Consider the following 16,285-nt stretch of genomic DNA (forward strand, 5'->3'; position numbering starts at 1 on the left):
CAAAGGAACTTATTTGCCCGCTCCAATCCAGGGGTCTTCAAGTTGCCCTGCTCGCTGCAGCCAGTTCATAGACCGATGAACCCGCAGGCTGAGATTGGCGGGGCAGCCGCCTCGCTCATCGCGGTGGCACTGCTTGAGAGTGTCATAATTCATGGTTCGGTCTATCCGTTCATACAGTCCTGGTTTTCGGTTTCAATCCTTCACATATTCCCAAATCAGCTTCAACGCTTCTTCCATATGCTCAACCCGGTGGCTGCCACCCTCAAAGCTATAAACCGGAAAATAATCCCCAAGCGCCCCGACGGTGTCATTCCACGGAAGCAGTTCATCCCCCTGATCCAGCAGCAACAGCCCGCTGCCCCAGCGGGTGAAAGAATAGTAGCCAGAAACCACTTCGTCTGTCAGTTGATAGGCCTACCCTGATGATCGACATCCGGGCCTATCCAGGACGTGAAAGTGTGGGCAGAATCCGTCACAGGATTGATGGCGACAACCGGAATACCGGCTTCGGCTCACAGAATGCCCGCCAGCCATCTTCCCATCGACGTCCCAACCAGAAGATCCGGATTCACTTGCATCAGCTTAGCCAAGCTCTCTTCAATAACGTCTTCCGACCCTTGGGCTAATCAATGTCGTTATGAGGACACGACATACGCATTAGCTTGATGACGATATCTTGCTGTGTTCTTGAGCTCATAGTTTAGCCGGCCGTTGGTGCTGAAGAGTGCCCACCTTCTTTGCTAGGTAGTACTGACACCATCGGGAATTCCGGCTGGCTTCCGGGCTAAAAGAACGTGTCGAACTCAAGCAGCATAACTATGGAGTGGGCGGCCCAGCGATTGGCGGAAGTACAAACGCAAGCTACGGTCGCTAAGCGGACATTCGGGTACGACGTTTGACAAAAAAGCGTGAATGCCTGGCGAATGGACATTTGCCAGCCAACCTCTTCAGCGATCCGGCCGCGGCAGTTCAGGTAACATGGCCTCTACGTCAATCGAGTAGGTAGCGAAAAAATCTTCCGCCGCCTCAATGAGAGCTTTCTCGGTTTTGAGTATCCCAAGATAGACCGGCCATTCTGAGTCTATCAGTTCCGTGCTGTAACGCTCCGGATCAATGCCCCCCATCATTGTCAGAAACCGGAACTCCGTTTCGTTCATGACGATGTAATCGCAACGTTTGCGCAAAAACATTAGCAGCATCTGCTGTGTGTTGTATCCGTCATGGCGCACCAGCTGAGTCCCTATCCGCCGCTCGAGCTGGTCACTGTATACAAACCATCTACGAAGACAGATGCTTCCCGAGATATCATCGAAGGAATCCGTTGGCATGCCAGGCTGCGCGAACACCCGGTCGCGCCAGGTTAACACCGGCCCTACAGCGTGCATTTGGTCCGGCAAAGGCATCCAGTGCGGGCTGGCGAAAACCGCGTTGGCGAGTCCTCGTTGCAGGGCCCAGATCTGGCGTTTGCGGGCCATCGGGCGGAAGTCGGCTTCGATACCAGTCTCCATGGAGAAGTCTTTGATCACCTCGACCAAAACTCCCTCGCTGAGACCTTTGCCATAATAAAACGGCAGGAAGCCCTCGTCCGAACCCATAATCTGAAGGGTTTGGGAGGAAACCGGGAAGAACCAGAATGCCGTGATGATAAACAGGACTACTCTCATTCGGTCCTCGTTGGACTGATTAATCGGGCAAGGCCGTCGTTTGCCCGACTCTGCCTCGCCAGTTAAAGACAGTTTGGCTCGGATTCTGGCCAGATGCCATGAGAAAGTCGATATCGCGGCGAATCATCCCGGCGGTCGTGTCCGCATCTATTTAGTTAGGGATACCCCAGTTTTTACACAGAAACCTATTCCCAGCGCGCCTGCGAATAGCTGAACACCGGCAGCGACAATTGCCAGCGGATGGCGGCCATGCGCAAGAGCAGGCCAACACTGAAGGCAGCCAGTAACGTGATGTTCTCGCTCAGGCCCTGGTTCAGCAGCTCCAGATAAAGCAATGCCACCACCAGAGAGACACTGGCATAGAGTTCGTGACGCAGAACCTGAGGCGTGCGGTTACAGAGGATGTCGCGGAGGATGCCGCCGAATATGCCGGTGGTAATGCCCGACATCACCACCACGATGGTGTCGTAACCCAGTTTCAGGGCGACATTGCAGCCAATCACGGTGAAGGCCACCAGCCCGGCGGCGTCCAGTACCAGAAACAGCTGGTGCAGGTGGCGCATGAGGCGGGCAATGGCGATAGTGAGCAGGCCACCGGTGATGGTCATGTAGATGTAGCGAGGGTGCTGGGTCCAGGTCACGGGAAAGTTACCCAGCAGGATGTCCCGAACGGTGCCGCCACCTAGGGCGGTCAGGAAGGCTATCAGGGCCACGCCGAACAGATCCATGTTCCTGCGCCCGGCGGCCAGCGCCCCGGACATGGCTTCCGCGGTAATGGCAATCATATAGATAGAGGTCAGCACACAGGTCTCCTGCGTTTCTGTGGCCTCTCCCCCTGTCCCTGATACCTGAGAGTTTACAGAGCCCGGCTCTGCTTGCCCCTTCGGTGGACTGTGTCGACAGTCTCTCTCCAGACGGCGTTATCGAATGCCCGCAGTACCTGTGCCTGAGCGTTTATGGGAGTTTGCGCCTTCGGCGGGGCCAGCCGGCCCACTCTCCTGCGGAAGGCGCGCATTATAGGCACACCTTCTGGCTACGTCGAGCGAGCAAAGCTGCGGGACTCCCCGACGCTGCCTGAACCGGCTTGCGCTCTTCAGCCCTTGAAACCCTTGGCCACCAGATACACCTCCCGGGACCTGGCCCGGGACGAATCCGGCTTGCGAATCACCACCTTATCGAAGGACTCGCGCACGGTTTTCACATACTCATCATAGCCTTCACCATGGAACACCTTGGCAACAAAACTGCCTTTGGGTTTGAGCACCTGGCAGGCCATATCCAGGGCCAGTTCCACCAGATACATGGAGGCTGCCTGGTCTGCGGCGTTTACGCCACTGATGTTGGGGGCCATATCCGAGATCACGACGTCGGCACGGGCCCCGTCCAGTATCGCCATGATCTGGTCGAAGACCTCCTGTTCGGTGAAGTCGCCCTGGATGAATTCAACGCCGGCAATCGGATCCATCGGCAAAATGTCAGACGCCACCACACGGCCCTTGTGGCCCACCAGTTTCGCCGCCACCTGGGACCAGCCGCCCGGGGCCGAACCCAGATCGACGACCAGGTCCGTGGGTTTTATCAGCCGATCCTTGTTGTTGATTTCCAGCAGTTTGTAGCTGGCACGGGAACGATAGCCATCCTGTTGCGCCTGTTTTACAAAGGGGTCGTTTACGTGCTCTTCGAGCCATCGGTTACTGCTTTTCGAGCGTGCCATCGCCTGCCTTCTGTTCACTGCGGGAAAAACGGCATTGTACGCCGCCGCCAGTGACGCCGCAAAAACCAGCCACTTCCTGACAAGCCAGCCACGCCCCCGTACAATAGCGCCTGATCACATGCCTCATTAAAAACATCATCGCCCGGCCCCGGCCGTGCCAGGCACCATGGAAAGCAGACCGTGAAACTGGACGACATCAAAAAGCTGCATCAAAAGAAATACCGCCAGTCGTTCGGACAGTTTCTGGTGGAAGGCGAACATCTGGTACTGGAGCTGGAAAAAGCGGCGAAGCAGGTGCCCCACTGGCGCAACGCCCAACTGTACGTAACCAGCGCCTACGAGCACTGGCCCAGCCCCTGGCCCAAGCACGTCATCAGCGACCGGCAGATGGCCCAGCTTTCCGATACCAGAACGCCTCAGGGCATCCTGGCGTTGGTGCCACTGCCACCGGCTGCCCACGGAGAAAACGCCTCCCGGGAAAAAGCGCTTTACCTTCACGAGGTGCAGGATCCCGGCAATCTGGGCACCATCCTGCGCACGCTGGCCTGGTTCGGTGGCTTCCGGTGCCTCCTTAGCCCCGGCAGCGTGGATCCGTTCAATCCGAAAGTGGTGCGCGCCAGCATGGGCGCCATATTCCATGTACCGCTGGAGACCGAGGTTGCCCTGGGCACGCTGGGGCAGCGATACGCCCGCATCGCCTGCCTGGACATCGGCGGGGAGTCCATTACCAGGCCAGAATTCCAGGCCCAGGACTGCTACCTGTTTGGCAATGAGGCCCGCGGTGTGCCGAAGCAAGCCCTGACTGAACTGGGCGCCCACGCCTACACCATCCCCGGTGCGGCCGCTATCGAGTCGCTGAATCTGGCCTCCGCGGTCAATATGGCGGTTTACGAGCTGAACCGCGCCTGAGTCCCCCGGATTAATTCCGGCCTTTACTTGCCAGTCGCTGAACCGGTTACCTATGGTTGAACGTAATCCTGTAGGACATCATTCACTGGAAGGATCGGTTCAACCATGGAGTTCTCCAACCCGACTGCAATTCTCGAACGCCAACATGCCATCGGTTTAACCCGCACGCCCAATCTGGCCGAGGGGACCCCGGACACCAAACGCCAGGAAATCGCGCGTTATTTCACAGACACCTTCGACACCTACACACGCCTGTTCGATTGCCTGGCCGATGACGCCGGCTATTACCAGAAATCTATCCCGCTCCGGCATCCGCTCATTTTCTATCTTGGCCACACCGCCACCTTTTTTGTGAACAAACTGGTACTGGCCAAGATCCTGAAAGAACGCATCAACCCCAACATGGAATCCATCTTCGCGGTGGGTGTGGATGAAATGAGCTGGGACGATCTGAACGACGACCATTACGACTGGCCCGCTGTTCAGGAAGTGCTGGACTACAGGGCACAGGTGCGCCAGACCGTGCTGGACCTGATCGAAACCATGCCACTCTCGCTGCCAATTGACTGGGACAGTAACTGGTGGCCCATCGTGATGGGCATCGAACATGAGCGTATTCACCTTGAGACTTCCTCGGTGCTCATCCGCCAGCACGCACTGGAACGCGTTCAAACGCAACCGGAATGGGCGCCCATCCTGGAAACCGGCGAGGCACCGGAAAACGAGTTGCTCACCGTTCCCGCTGGCAAAGTGCACATTGGTAAGCCCTACGACGATGCCTTTTACGGCTGGGACAATGAGTACGGCGAGCACCAGGCCGATGTCGCCGAGTTCAAGGCCAGCCAGTACCTGGTGAGCAACCAGGAATTCCTGGAATTTGTCGAGGCCGGCGGTTATCAGCAGGACGAATACTGGAGCGAGGAGGGGCTGGCCTGGCGAACCTTTGCCGAAGCCAAACACCCCACGTTCTGGCGCTGGCAAAATGGCTGGCAGCTGCGCCTGATGACTGAAGAGGTGGAGATGCCCTGGGACTGGCCGGTCGAGGTCAACTATCACGAGGCCAAGGCGTTCTGTGAGTGGAAACGTGAGCAAACCGGCAAACCCATCCGCCTGCCCACGGAAGACGAGTGGTATCGCCTCTGTGACGAAGCCGGCGTCCGGGAAGTAGGTGATTCCCCGGCCAACGCCAACCTCCACCTGGACCATGGTGCCTCGTCGTGTCCGGTAACGCGCTTTCGCCACGGCCAGTGGTTCGATGTGGTTGGCAACGTCTGGCAGTGGACCGAAACGCCCACCTATCCGTTCGACAACTTCAAGGTGCATCCACTGTACGACGACTTCACCACACCCACGTTCGACGGCCAGCACAATCTGATCAAAGGCGGCTCCTGGATTTCCTGCGGCAACGAAGCAAGGCTGGCCTCCCGTTATGCCTTCCGTCGGCATTTCTTCCAGAATGCAGGCTTCCGCTACATCACCTCCGAGGCCGAGGCTGTTCAACCCAACGCCTACTACGAGAGCGACCGGCTACTCACTGAATACGCCGAGTTCCATTACGGCGACCGTTGGTTTGGCGTCGCCAATTTCCCGAAAACCATGGCGGAACTGGCCCTGGACGCTATGGCCGGCAAAAAGACCGGGAAAGCGCTGGATCTGGGCTGTGCCTGTGGCCGGGCAAGTTTTGAGCTGGCACGCCAGTTTGACGAGGTTGAAGGTGTCGATTTCTCCGCCAACTTCATACGTCTGGGGGTGGAGATGGCCGAGCAGGGCGCCATCCGTTATTCACTGACCGAAGAAGGCGAACTGGTCAGCTACCACACCCGCACCCTGAAAGAACTGGATCTCGAAGATACCGCCGCCAAGGTGGCGTTCTATCAGGGCGATGCCTGCAACCTGAAACCCGGGCATTCCGGTTATGACCTGGTATTGGCCGCCAATCTGATCGACCGCCTGTACCGGCCACGTCGTTTCCTGGAGTGCATCCACGATCGCATTAACGAAGGCGGGCTGCTGATTATTGCCTCCCCGTATACCTGGCTTGAAGAACACACCCCGAAAGAGGAATGGCTTGGCGGTTTCAAGAAGGATGGCGAAAATCACCGAACGCTAGACGGCATTCGAGAGTGCCTGGGAGAGCACTTCAGGATGGTGGGCGAGCCCCGGAAAGTGCCCTTCGTGATCCGCGAGACCGAGCACAAGTTCCAGCACACGCTGTCTGAAGTGACCGTGTGGGAACGCAAACCCGCCAGGAGCTGAGTGTGATGCCGGCGTTACCAGCTTCTGCTTACGAGGCTGGTAGCGCCGCCAAGGCCGACAGGCCACGCTCGCAACCACCCAGATACCCACCACCGAACAGGTTGTAGTGGTTGAGGTAGTGGTACAGGTTATAGATTTCTCGCTTGGTGGCGTAGATCTCAGTGCGCGGGTATACGCGATCGTAGGCACGATAGAACGCCGCGCCGAAACCGCCAAACATCTCGGTCATGGCAAGGTCCGCCTCCCGGTCGCCCTGATACACCGCCGGGTCAATCAGCCAGGGGCCATTACGGTCAAACATCACGTTGCCGTTCCACAGGTCGCCATGCAGCAGGCTCGGCTGTTCGCAATGCCGGTCCAGCCAGTTGGCCAGGCTGGCACCACAGGCTTCCAGGGTGCGCTCGAACCTGGCTCGCACCTCGGCATCTGAGATCCGGCTGACCTGATACTTCAGCCGCTGCTCCAGGAAAAACCGGCCCCAGGAATCTGTCAGCGTATTGGGTTGAGGTGCCAGGCCAATGAAGTTGTCGCGGCGCCAGCCATATTGATCCCGAGCCAGCAGGTGCAACTGCGCCAGCCCCTCCCCCAACGCAGTGAGGCACTTGTCGTCGGGCGGTGCTGAGTCAATCCGCCTGAGGGTAAGTCGGTGCTGGCTCACCTCCATAACCTCCGGAATACGGAGTGCTTCAACCCCTGCCTGTTGCAACCCGTCCCGAAGAGATTCCAGACCCTCAGCTTCGCAAATCAGCGCATCGGCATAGCCCGTGGTATTGGTTTTAACGTGCATATTGACTCCTGATTAGCGCGGGTATGGATCTGTTTGCGCCATAAAACCGTAGCAGGGTTCTGCTAAGATACTTTGCATCCTACCCTCACGGAGTCCATTCCCAGTGCCCATCCGAGCTCTTTTTGCCCGCATTAGCCTCTTACTCGTGCTAGCCCCCGCTTCCGCCAATTCAGAACAGTTCAACCTTGCCTGGGACAACGATCTATTCACTGGCAGCGACCGGGGCTACACCAATGGCGTGCGCCTGTCTTACCTTACCAACACAGCCGAAGACTCCGGCGGAGGCTCAGCCCGACTTGCAAGGGCAGGCAGAGATAGTCTGTCATTTCTGCCCGGCGTCGGCGACGTCGCCAACAACCATGCAATGAGCGTCAGTCTGCGTCAACTCATGGTGACACCGGCAGACATTAGCCAGGAAGAGCCTCAATTCAATGATATCCCCTACGCCGGTCATCTCTCCCTGAGCAGCACCCTCTGGAGCTGGAGCGCCGACAGCATTACGGGGTACGGCGCTCACATTGGCGTGGTTGGTCCTGAAAGCGGCGCCGAAGCCAGCCAGAAATGGGTACACAAAATCACCGGGAGCGAACGCCCCGAAGGATGGGACAACCAGCTAGGGACCGACGTGGTTGGCGGATTTCAGGCGGCCCACGGGCGCAAACTGTTGCAAGCGGGGCAACGCGGCGACCTTGAACAACAGTTTTCAGCGGTAGGCTCCGGCCTGCTGTCCAGTTTTCGAACCTCCGCGACCGTTGGCGTGATCTGGCGGATGGGCAGAAACCTTCCGGCCAATTTTATACCGGATTACGCCGGCAGCTCCTCTGCCATCGCGCTACCCGGATCTTTCAGTGACGCGAAAAGCGCCTGGTCAGTATTCATAGGCCTGGGGGCGGAATACATTGCCTATTCCTATCTGGAGGACAATTCCGGGCCCTACCGGTTCAGTGAAGGCCCCCTGCTCGGCCAGCTAGGCCTGGGCGGCACCTGGCAGTGGGACAACCTGCAAGCGGCGCTGATTTTGCGGGCCACGACGGGGGAAGAACAGCGTAACCAGGATAACTTCAGCTTTGGCACGCTGTCATTCAGCTGTGCACTGTAAGCGCCTAGCCCTCCCGGACTTCAGGCTTCGCCAACCACTCACGCCCTTTGAGCATACCGTGCCAGTACAAAGTGGGCAGCTGCTTGGCCTTGAGCCACCAGGCAGCGCGTGTGGCTTTGGTGCCATCATTCACCCACTGCGGGAAACTGGGCTGAAGCACGCCGTTGTAGCCAAATTCGGCCAGCACGATGCGGCCGTTCTCTACCGTCAACGGGCAGGAGCCGTATCCGAGGTAAGCCGCAGGCAGGGGCTGATTCCGTAAACTTGCAATAAGGTTTTCCGCCACGACCGGCGCCTGCTTTCGAACGGCTGCGGCGGTTTTGGCATTACCGGTGCCGCTCACGTCGCCAAGTCCGAATATATTGACAAAGGTTTTGTGTTGGAGCGTATCGTCCGCCAGATTCAACCAGCCACCGTCGTTGGCGAGGACGGACTCACGGATAAAACCGGGCGCCCGCTGGGGTGGCACCGCGTGCAACATATCGAAATCCAGTTCCCGATCCTGGCTGTTACCTTCAGCGTCCGTAAGCCGGAACGTGGCTTTCCGGGCGGGGCCGTTAACAGCTACCAGATTGCTCTGAAAGTTGACCTGAATACCGTATTTATCAATGTATTCCTGAAGTGCCGGGACATAAGCCGGCACACCGAACAGAACCGCTCCGGCACTATGAAACTGAATATCGAGTTGGCCAAGAACTCCGTTTCTGCGCCAATGGTCGGAAGACAGATACATCGCTTTCTGCGGCGCCCCGGCACATTTGATAGGCATGGGTGGTTGGCTGAACAGGGCCCTTCCCTTTTTCAGGGCCTGTACCGTTTGCCAGGTGTATTGCGCCATGCCTTGACGGTAGTTGGAAGTCACACCATTGGACCCAAGCGCCGATTCCAGGCCATCAATGGCAGACCAGTTCAGCTCCAGCCCCGGCGCCAGCACCAGTGTCTGATAGGAAATACTCGAACCGTCCGCCAGCCTTACCTGATTCTGCTCCGGCATTACGCCCGAAACCGCCTGCTGATACCAGGAGACAAAACCCGGCATCACCTGTGACATGGGCCGGGAGGTAACCTCCGGCTGAAAAACGCCGCCACCGACCATGGTCCAGCCTGGTTGATAGTGATGGGTCGCGGATGGTTCCAGGATCGCGATATCCAGACGGCGGTCCCGTTTGTGCAGGCTGGACGCCACCGAGATACCGGCAGCGCCGCCACCAACGATAACAACGCTGTGGTGCCGATCGGCCCCCGCCGGTTCTGTTCTGCTGTTCATGCCTCTACCCTCTTGTGTTTATTTGCACGGCATTTCATCTTGATACATATCAAATCCTAACACCATTTTAGATATATCGTTATATCATAAAGGAATATATCGCCGCGCAAGGTCTTCCTGTCTCATAGCGCGCAGGGTGGAGAAGAGCCCGGTGACAGACAGAACAGTGACATTGTCACTGAAGCTCCAATAGCCCCGCGTCTAGGATTGGCATGTGAACCATCAAAACTCAGGAGTGACCCAATGACGAATGCCATCAAGACTTTTGTACTGTCGCTGTTGTTCGCGGCTCCACTGACAGCCGTTGCGGAGAATCAAAAGGCGAACAACGGCAGTAAAGAAAACACCGTAGACGAGGTTCTGGTGATTCTTTCCAGCGACTCCCCGCAAACCCAGGGTATGGCGATGGTGCTGTCCAACACCATGGCCCAGAAAGGTGCCAAGGTGAATGTGCTTCTATGCGACGAAGCCGGCGCCCTGGCCCTGAAAACTTATGAGGCCAAGCCCCTGGCACCGAAAAACGTCACCCCGGGCCAGATGTTGCGCGGTTTGATGAAAGCCGGTGGTACGGTGAATGTGTGTGCGCTGTACCTGCCCAACAGCGAACACAGCAAAGAAGATTTGATGGAGGGTGTCGGCGTTGCAACCCCACCGTCGATGGCGAACCAGATGCTGGATCGCAAGACGAGGGTTTTTACTTTTTGACTGAAGTGATTGAATTTCTGTCCTGGAGCGGAGTGGCCGCTCCAGGCTGACAGCCGTGTTGGTCAGGTCCCTGATGCCGGGAAACGATAGATTTTCTCGGGGTTGGCCTTGGTCGACCAGGGCAGGCCAGAATTCTGCCAGCCGTTTTGCACACGGAATCCTTTCTTTTCGCCGTCCTTCACAGTACTGCCCTGGAAGCCGTTGTCGATGTACTTCACGTTGGTAAAGCCACGTTCCAGAAGGTAATCAGCACTGGGCTTGCCGCGGGCGGAACCGGAGCGGCACATGGTGATGATCAGGGAATCCCGCGTCAGTCCCTTTTCCTTCAGCGCGGCATCAACCTGGGCAACAAAATCCTCGTTGATATCCATGGCGAAGACACCTTTCTCATCGTTCCAGCGCATACGATCCACCAGCTGGAACGGAATGTTTCGGTCCACCGCATCGGTAAAGCCGATGAACATGATTTCCACCGGATCCCGGACATCAATGAACAGCAGATGGTCACCTTGCTCCTGAACCGCGTCCCAGGTCTGCTCCGGAGTCACAGACAGTGCATCTTCCGCTTGGGCTGACATGGCAACCGTCAAAAAGAAAAGCACAGACACAACAATCGGTTTCATAACGCGTACTCCTGCCTACTTTTAAATTTCTTCTGAGTATAACTTTATAACCTAAATGAAAACGGGAGAGCACGGCTTTTCTGCGCGACGAAATGCCGCAGAAAGATCCAGAAATTGCAGACCGGAATCAAACTTGATGAACGTCAAGCTCAGAACCAACTCTCGCGTTTTTGCGATGAACCGCGCTGCCACTCTGTTACGTTGGAACCAGATGGATACCAAGTTGTTCTCAAAGGAGAAAGCGACATGATCAAGCATCCACTGGCAAAAGCACTCACCCTGAGCCTGGGCGTGGCAGCAGGCTCCGCCATGGCGGACAACCTGATGGAGCGGGCCAACAGCATGTTCGAGCCCATTCCCAAATACCCACCGGTGATTGATGGCAATGAACTCACTCAGGCCAAGGTTGAACTGGGCAAGATGCTGTTCTTTGAACCGCGCCTGTCTTCCAGCCACCTGATCAGCTGCAACACCTGCCACAACGTCGGGCTGGGCGGTGATGACGAGCTGCCTACCTCTATCGGCCATGGCTGGCAGAAGGGTCCCCGGAACTCGCCGACGGTGTTCAACGCCGTGTTTAACGCAGCCCAGTTCTGGGATGGCCGTGCCGCCGACCTGGCCGAACAGGCCAAAGGGCCGGTACAGGCGGGTGTCGAGATGAGCAGTACGCCGGACCGGGTGGTGGCTACCCTGAAGAGTATGCCGGAGTATATCGAGCGCTTTGAGGACGCATTCCCGGGCCAGGAAAATCCGGTCACCTTCGACAATATGGCTGTTGCCATTGAAGCCTATGAAGCAACACTGATCACCCCGGAAGCACCTTTCGACAAATATCTGCGCGGCGACACCTCCGCGCTGAACGAGAGTGAGAAAGAAGGTCTGGCGCTGTTCATGGACCGCGGCTGTACCGCCTGCCACAGTGGTGTGAACCTCGGCGGTCAGAGCTACCATCCATTCGGGCTGGTTGCCAAGCCGGGTGCCGAGATCCTGCCAGAGGGCGATAAAGGCCGCTTCTCTGTCACCGAAACCGCGTCTGACGAGTATGTGTTCCGCGCCTCTCCGCTGCGTAACATCGAGCTGACCGCGCCCTATTTCCACTCTGGCGCCGTCTGGAGCCTGGAAGAAGCCGTTGCGGTGATGGGTACGGCCCAGCTGGGCACCGAGTTGAACGACGATGAAGTGAAATCCATCGTCGCCTTCCTCAAGACCCTGACCGGCAATGTTCCGGAAGTAACCTATCCGGTACTGCCACCAAGCACCGCCAATACGCCCAAGCCGGTGGACATGATCCCGTAAGTCACGGGCTCTGCGTTCACCCTCAAAGGCGCGCTTTCCCGGCGCGCCTTTTTTGTTGAGGTTGGTCATACTATCCGGACAACTACCCACCTTTGTCCGCTTGTGCGGTTGCTGATGAGCAAGCTATCGTCTGTTTTCTCTCTTAAAAGACAGGCTAGAGGCTATGAATCCGACCATTGAACTTCTGAAATCCCACCGCTCTATCCGCAAGTTCAAGGACCAGCAAATCCCACGGGAACTGTTCGAAGAGCTGATTCGTGCCGGCCAGAGTGCCGCCACCTCCAATCACGTTCAGGCCTATTCCATCATCCATGTGGTCAACCCGGAGAACCGCCGTAAGATCGCCGAACTGGCCGGCGGCCAACCCTACGTGGCAGACAGTTCCGACTTCCTGGTCTTCTGTGCCGATATGAAACGCGCGACCGAAGCCGCAGAGCGGGCCGGTGCCGAGGTGATACGAGGTATGACCGAGCAACTGCTGGTTGCCACCATCGACACCGCCCTGATGGCACAGAATGTCGCCATTGCCGCGGAATCCGAGGGTCTGGGACTGTGTTACATCGGAGGTATTCGTAACAACCCGCAGGACGTGAGCGAGATTCTGAAACTGCCGGAACATGTCTACCCGGTATTTGGCATGTGTCTCGGCTACCCCGATCAGAACCCCGAAGTTAAGCCCCGGCTGCCACTTTCCGCGATTCTGAAAGAAGACGCCTACACCGATGCCGATGACACCGCACTGGTGACCCGTTTCGACCAGACCATGAATCAGTATTACCAGGCCAGAAGCAGCAGCAACAAGGACACCACCTGGTCCGAACAGCTGAAGCCACTGTTTACCTCAAAACTGCGCCCGCACATAAAAGCATTCCTGAATGGTCGCGGCTTCGGCACTAAATAGATCGATTTTTTCGATGTATTTGCCTCAGTAAATACGATTCTTGCGGCAACCGCCTTAGACTAAAGTATGCCCCCTTTGTTCGTTTGCTACTGAAAGGGGCATACCCATGGCGGGCTTCGATACCGATATTCTTCTGATTGGCGGCGGCGTTATGAGCGTCACGCTGGCCTCTCTGATTCAGCAACTGGACAGCTCCCGGTCGATCACCCTGGTCGAACAGGGTCAGGAGCTGGCCGGAGAAAGCTCGGACGCCTGGAACAACGCCGGCACCGGTCACGCCGGTTATTGCGAACTCAACTACACCCCCGCCAACCCCGATGGCAGCGTTTCCGTAGAGCGGGCGCTCGCCATCAACGAGCGCTTCGAGCTCTCACTTCAGTACTGGAGCAGCCTGGTTGAGAAGGGGCTCCTGCCCGCACCGGCCAACTTCATTCGCCGGGTGCCACATCTGAGCTGGGTTGAGGGTGCCAGGGCCTGTGAATTTCTGAAAACCCGCCACAGAGCCCTCGAGGGCCAACCGCTGTTTCAGGAGATGGAGTTCAGCGATCAGCCAGACACCCTCGCTCGCTGGCTCCCGCTTATCCACGGTACCCGGCAAGCCTTTGAGCCGGTCGCAGCTACCCGCGTCGCCCACGGCAGTGACGTCAATTTTGGCGCACTGACGCGCCTGCTGGGGCGCTCCCTGGCCCAGCACGCCTGTGATATTCAGCTCCAGTGCCAGGTAACCGATATCAAGCGCGAAGCCGGCGGCTGGCGCGTGAGCCTGCATCACCTGGGCAGCGGCGAGAAACGCAGCATTACCAGCCGTTTTCTGTTCATTGGCGCGGGCGGAGCGGCCCTGTCATTGCTGCAGAAGACCGGTATTCCGGAAATTCGCGGCTACGGGGGGTTCCCGGTATCCGGCCTGTGGCTGGCCTGCGATAACGAAGACATGGCCCTGTCACACAACGCCAAGGTCTATAGCCAGGCACCGGTTGGCGCCCCACCCATGTCGGTGCCCCACCTGGACACCCGGTTTATCAATGGCAAGGCGGCGCTGCTCTTCGGCCCCTTCGCTGGCTTTACCACCCGCTTCCTCAAAAGCGGCGATCGATCGGACCTGATCCGCTCAGTTCGCAGCCACAACCTGCGGCCGCTGATCGACGTTGGCGTGCACAACTGGCCGCTGACCCGATACCTGATCAAAGAAGCTCTCAGCCCCAAATCGGCCCGCCTCGGCGAACTGGCGCGCTTTATGGAGGACCCGGATCCGGCTCAGTGGCAATTGGTGCGGGCCGGGCAGCGTGTTCAGGTTATCAAGCCAACGGCCTCGGGCCGGGGCAGTCTGGAATTCGGCACCGAGGTTTTGAGCACTGAGGACCGATCCCTGGCAGCCCTGCTGGGCGCTTCACCGGGCGCCTCCACCTGCGTCTCCGCAATGCTGGAGGTTATAGAACGTTGTTTCCCGGAACTGATTCAGGGCCAACCGCTGCAAACCCTGCAATCGCTGATTCCGAGCTACGGTCAATCGCTTCAGGCCAACCGCCAACTGCTAGCCGATGTCCGCCGCTACACCCTTAACACCCTGGGACTGAACACCGGGGCAGAACAAACTCAAACTGAACGGAGCCTGTACGCATGATGATAGGGATTCCCAGAGAACGACAAGACGGTGAAAACCGTGTGGCCATTATCCCATCCGGAGTTTCCACCCTGCTGGAGGCCGGCTACGAGGTGGTGGTCGAGAGTGGCGCTGGCAGTGCCGCCCATTTCACCGATGACGACTATCGCCACGCCGGGGCCATCATCGCCGACGATGCCGACGCCTTATATCGTCAGGCCACAGTCATCCTCAAGGTTCGGGCGCCCTCCTCAGAGGAAGCGCGACTGATTCAGCAAGACGCCACCCTGATCTGCCTGCTCGATCCCTGGTTCAACCAGCCTTTGCTGGAACAGCTCGCCGGGCAAAACGTACAGGCATTTGCCCTGGACCTGGTGCCCAGAACCACCCGCGCCCAGTCCATGGACGTGTTGAGTGCCATGGCGGGCATCAGCGGCTACCGCGCCGTCCTCAGTGGCGCTATGGCCCTGCCCCGTTACTTCCCCATGCTGATGACCGCCGCCGGCACCATTCATCCGGCCCGGGTACTGGTCATTGGCGCCGGTGTTGCAGGTCTGATGGCCATTGCCACCGCCCGCCGTCTGGGCGCAGTGGTCGAGGCCTACGATCTTCGCCCTGAGGTGAAAGAGCAGGTGGAGAGCCTGGGCGCCGATTTCATTGAAATCGAAGTGCCTGAATCCGATACCACCGGAGACAGCGGTTATGCCAAGGCGCAGAGCGAGGCGTTCTACACCGCCCAACGACAGCAACTGGCAGACTGCGTCGCCCGCGCCGACCTGGTAATCACCACGGCGGCGGTACCCGGAAAACCGGCTCCCAAACTGATTGACCAGGAAATGATTCACCGAATGAAGAGCGGCTCGGTCATCGTGGATCTGGCGGCCGACAAAGGAGGTAACGTGGAAGGCACCGTTCTGAACCAGAAGGTGGATGTGGACGGCGTTACCCTGGTCGGCCATGCCAACCACCCCTCCCGCGTACCGGTGCACGCGTCCCAGCTGCTCACCCGCAACATTACCGCCTTTTTGCTCAACATGACCGAAGACGGTCGTGTGGTACCCAAGCTGGAGGACGAGATTGTTGCGGCCACACTGGTGGTCCAGCACGGCAGCGTCCGCCACAACGCCGAGACTCGAGACACTCCGCAAACTTCAACCCAAAAGGACACGGACTGATGGAACTGTTTGCACTCAGCTTTACCATTTTCATTCTGGCATTGTTCGTCGGGGTAGAACTGATCAACAAGGTTCCGCCCACCCTTCATACCCCGTTGATGAGCGGCACCAATGCCATCTCCGGCATCGTAATCGTCGGCGCGATCATCAGTGCGGGCAGCACAGAGCTGTCGCCTAATGTCGCCGGCGTTCTGGGCTTTATCGCTGTCACCCTGGCCAGCATCAATATCGTAGCTGGCTTTCTGGTGACGGATCGCATGCTGAATATGTTCAAGCGGAAGGGATAACC

Annotated in this window: 17 protein-coding genes and 2 riboswitches; of the genes, 9 read left to right on the forward strand and 8 right to left on the reverse strand. The window is 58.0% G+C overall.

The window, feature by feature from the left end; all coding sequences use genetic code 11:
- Window positions 1-9 precede the first annotated feature (9 nt).
- From ARC85_RS00180 to rlmE, 5 genes are all read right to left on the reverse strand, one after another.
- A complete protein-coding gene (locus tag ARC85_RS00180; RefSeq protein ID WP_156509988.1) occupies window positions 10-153 on the reverse strand; it encodes a hypothetical protein in 144 nt (47 codons plus the stop codon).
- A 39-nt stretch (window positions 154-192) separates the two neighbouring features.
- Window positions 193-348 (reverse strand): hypothetical protein, encoded by a 156-nt coding sequence (locus ARC85_RS00185; RefSeq protein ID WP_199453701.1) that lies wholly within the window; start codon window positions 346-348, stop codon window positions 193-195.
- Between the two features lie 599 nt (window positions 349-947).
- Window positions 948-1,664 carry a substrate-binding periplasmic protein gene (locus ARC85_RS00190; protein ID WP_199453699.1) on the reverse strand — a complete coding sequence of 239 codons (717 nt, stop codon included), beginning with the start codon at window positions 1,662-1,664 and terminating at the stop codon, window positions 948-950.
- A 185-nt stretch (window positions 1,665-1,849) separates the two neighbouring features.
- Window positions 1,850-2,449 carry a trimeric intracellular cation channel family protein gene (locus tag ARC85_RS00195; protein WP_278349855.1) on the reverse strand — a complete coding sequence of 200 codons (600 nt, stop codon included), beginning with the start codon at window positions 2,447-2,449 and terminating at the stop codon, window positions 1,850-1,852.
- Between the two features lie 40 nt (window positions 2,450-2,489).
- Window positions 2,490-2,588, reverse strand: a riboswitch (glycine riboswitch).
- Window positions 2,589-2,675, reverse strand: a riboswitch (glycine riboswitch).
- Between the two features lie 82 nt (window positions 2,676-2,757).
- Complete coding sequence (gene rlmE, locus ARC85_RS00200) at window positions 2,758-3,378, reverse strand: 23S rRNA (uridine(2552)-2'-O)-methyltransferase RlmE (RefSeq protein WP_224850972.1); 621 nt, start codon at window positions 3,376-3,378, stop codon at window positions 2,758-2,760.
- 180 nt (window positions 3,379-3,558) lie between these two features.
- Here rlmE and ARC85_RS00205 point away from each other — a divergent pair, with 180 nt between their 5' ends.
- Window positions 3,559-4,287 carry a TrmH family RNA methyltransferase gene (locus tag ARC85_RS00205; protein ID WP_286714102.1) on the forward strand — a complete coding sequence of 243 codons (729 nt, stop codon included), beginning with the start codon at window positions 3,559-3,561 and terminating at the stop codon, window positions 4,285-4,287.
- A 105-nt stretch (window positions 4,288-4,392) separates the two neighbouring features.
- Window positions 4,393-6,543: a 5-histidylcysteine sulfoxide synthase gene (gene ovoA, locus ARC85_RS00210; protein WP_286714103.1), complete on the forward strand. Its 2,151-nt coding sequence runs from the start codon at window positions 4,393-4,395 to the stop codon at window positions 6,541-6,543.
- A 28-nt stretch (window positions 6,544-6,571) separates the two neighbouring features.
- Here the strand turns inward: ovoA and ARC85_RS00215 are convergent, their stop codons facing one another.
- Window positions 6,572-7,330: a fructosamine kinase family protein gene (locus ARC85_RS00215; RefSeq protein ID WP_153739855.1), complete on the reverse strand. Its 759-nt coding sequence runs from the start codon at window positions 7,328-7,330 to the stop codon at window positions 6,572-6,574.
- A gap of 103 nt (window positions 7,331-7,433) precedes the next feature.
- Here ARC85_RS00215 and ARC85_RS00220 point away from each other — a divergent pair, with 103 nt between their 5' ends.
- A complete protein-coding gene (locus ARC85_RS00220; RefSeq protein ID WP_286714104.1) occupies window positions 7,434-8,429 on the forward strand; it encodes a lipid A deacylase LpxR family protein in 996 nt (331 codons plus the stop codon).
- Window positions 8,430-8,433: 4 nt separating this feature from the next.
- Here ARC85_RS00220 and ARC85_RS00225 read toward each other — a convergent pair whose 3' ends face one another.
- Complete coding sequence (locus tag ARC85_RS00225; protein WP_153739853.1) at window positions 8,434-9,696, reverse strand: NAD(P)/FAD-dependent oxidoreductase; 1,263 nt, start codon at window positions 9,694-9,696, stop codon at window positions 8,434-8,436.
- A gap of 243 nt (window positions 9,697-9,939) precedes the next feature.
- Here ARC85_RS00225 and ARC85_RS00230 point away from each other — a divergent pair, with 243 nt between their 5' ends.
- On the forward strand, window positions 9,940-10,401 hold the full coding sequence (locus ARC85_RS00230) for a DsrE family protein (protein ID WP_153739852.1): 462 nt from the start codon (window positions 9,940-9,942) through the stop codon (window positions 10,399-10,401).
- Between the two features lie 62 nt (window positions 10,402-10,463).
- Here ARC85_RS00230 and ARC85_RS00235 read toward each other — a convergent pair whose 3' ends face one another.
- The gene (locus ARC85_RS00235; RefSeq protein WP_286714105.1) at window positions 10,464-11,024 is read right to left on the reverse strand and encodes a rhodanese-like domain-containing protein; all 561 of its coding nucleotides are present in this window, start codon (window positions 11,022-11,024) and stop codon (window positions 10,464-10,466) included.
- A gap of 246 nt (window positions 11,025-11,270) precedes the next feature.
- On the opposite strand from ARC85_RS00235, the gene ARC85_RS00240 reads away from it, so the two are divergent.
- From ARC85_RS00240 to ARC85_RS00260, 5 genes are all read left to right on the forward strand, one after another.
- Window positions 11,271-12,320 carry a cytochrome-c peroxidase gene (locus ARC85_RS00240; RefSeq protein ID WP_011783925.1) on the forward strand — a complete coding sequence of 350 codons (1,050 nt, stop codon included), beginning with the start codon at window positions 11,271-11,273 and terminating at the stop codon, window positions 12,318-12,320.
- Between the two features lie 163 nt (window positions 12,321-12,483).
- Entirely contained in the window at window positions 12,484-13,221 is a 738-nt protein-coding gene (nfsA, locus tag ARC85_RS00245; protein WP_224850981.1) for an oxygen-insensitive NADPH nitroreductase, read from the forward strand.
- A 106-nt stretch (window positions 13,222-13,327) separates the two neighbouring features.
- Entirely contained in the window at window positions 13,328-14,842 is a 1,515-nt protein-coding gene (gene mqo / locus ARC85_RS00250) for a malate dehydrogenase (quinone) (protein ID WP_199453683.1), read from the forward strand.
- Complete coding sequence (locus ARC85_RS00255) at window positions 14,839-15,996, forward strand: Re/Si-specific NAD(P)(+) transhydrogenase subunit alpha (RefSeq protein ID WP_014420290.1); 1,158 nt, start codon at window positions 14,839-14,841, stop codon at window positions 15,994-15,996. The genes mqo and ARC85_RS00255 overlap by 4 nt, the downstream gene beginning before the upstream one ends.
- The gene (locus tag ARC85_RS00260; protein WP_011783921.1) at window positions 15,996-16,283 is read left to right on the forward strand and encodes an NAD(P) transhydrogenase subunit alpha part 2; all 288 of its coding nucleotides are present in this window, start codon (window positions 15,996-15,998) and stop codon (window positions 16,281-16,283) included. The genes ARC85_RS00255 and ARC85_RS00260 overlap by 1 nt, the downstream gene beginning before the upstream one ends.
- The last annotated feature ends 2 nt before the right edge of the window (window positions 16,284-16,285 follow it).

Source organism: Marinobacter sp. tcs-11 (genome assembly GCF_002049515.1).
Taxonomy (GTDB): Bacteria; Pseudomonadota; Gammaproteobacteria; order Pseudomonadales; family Oleiphilaceae; genus Marinobacter; species Marinobacter nauticus.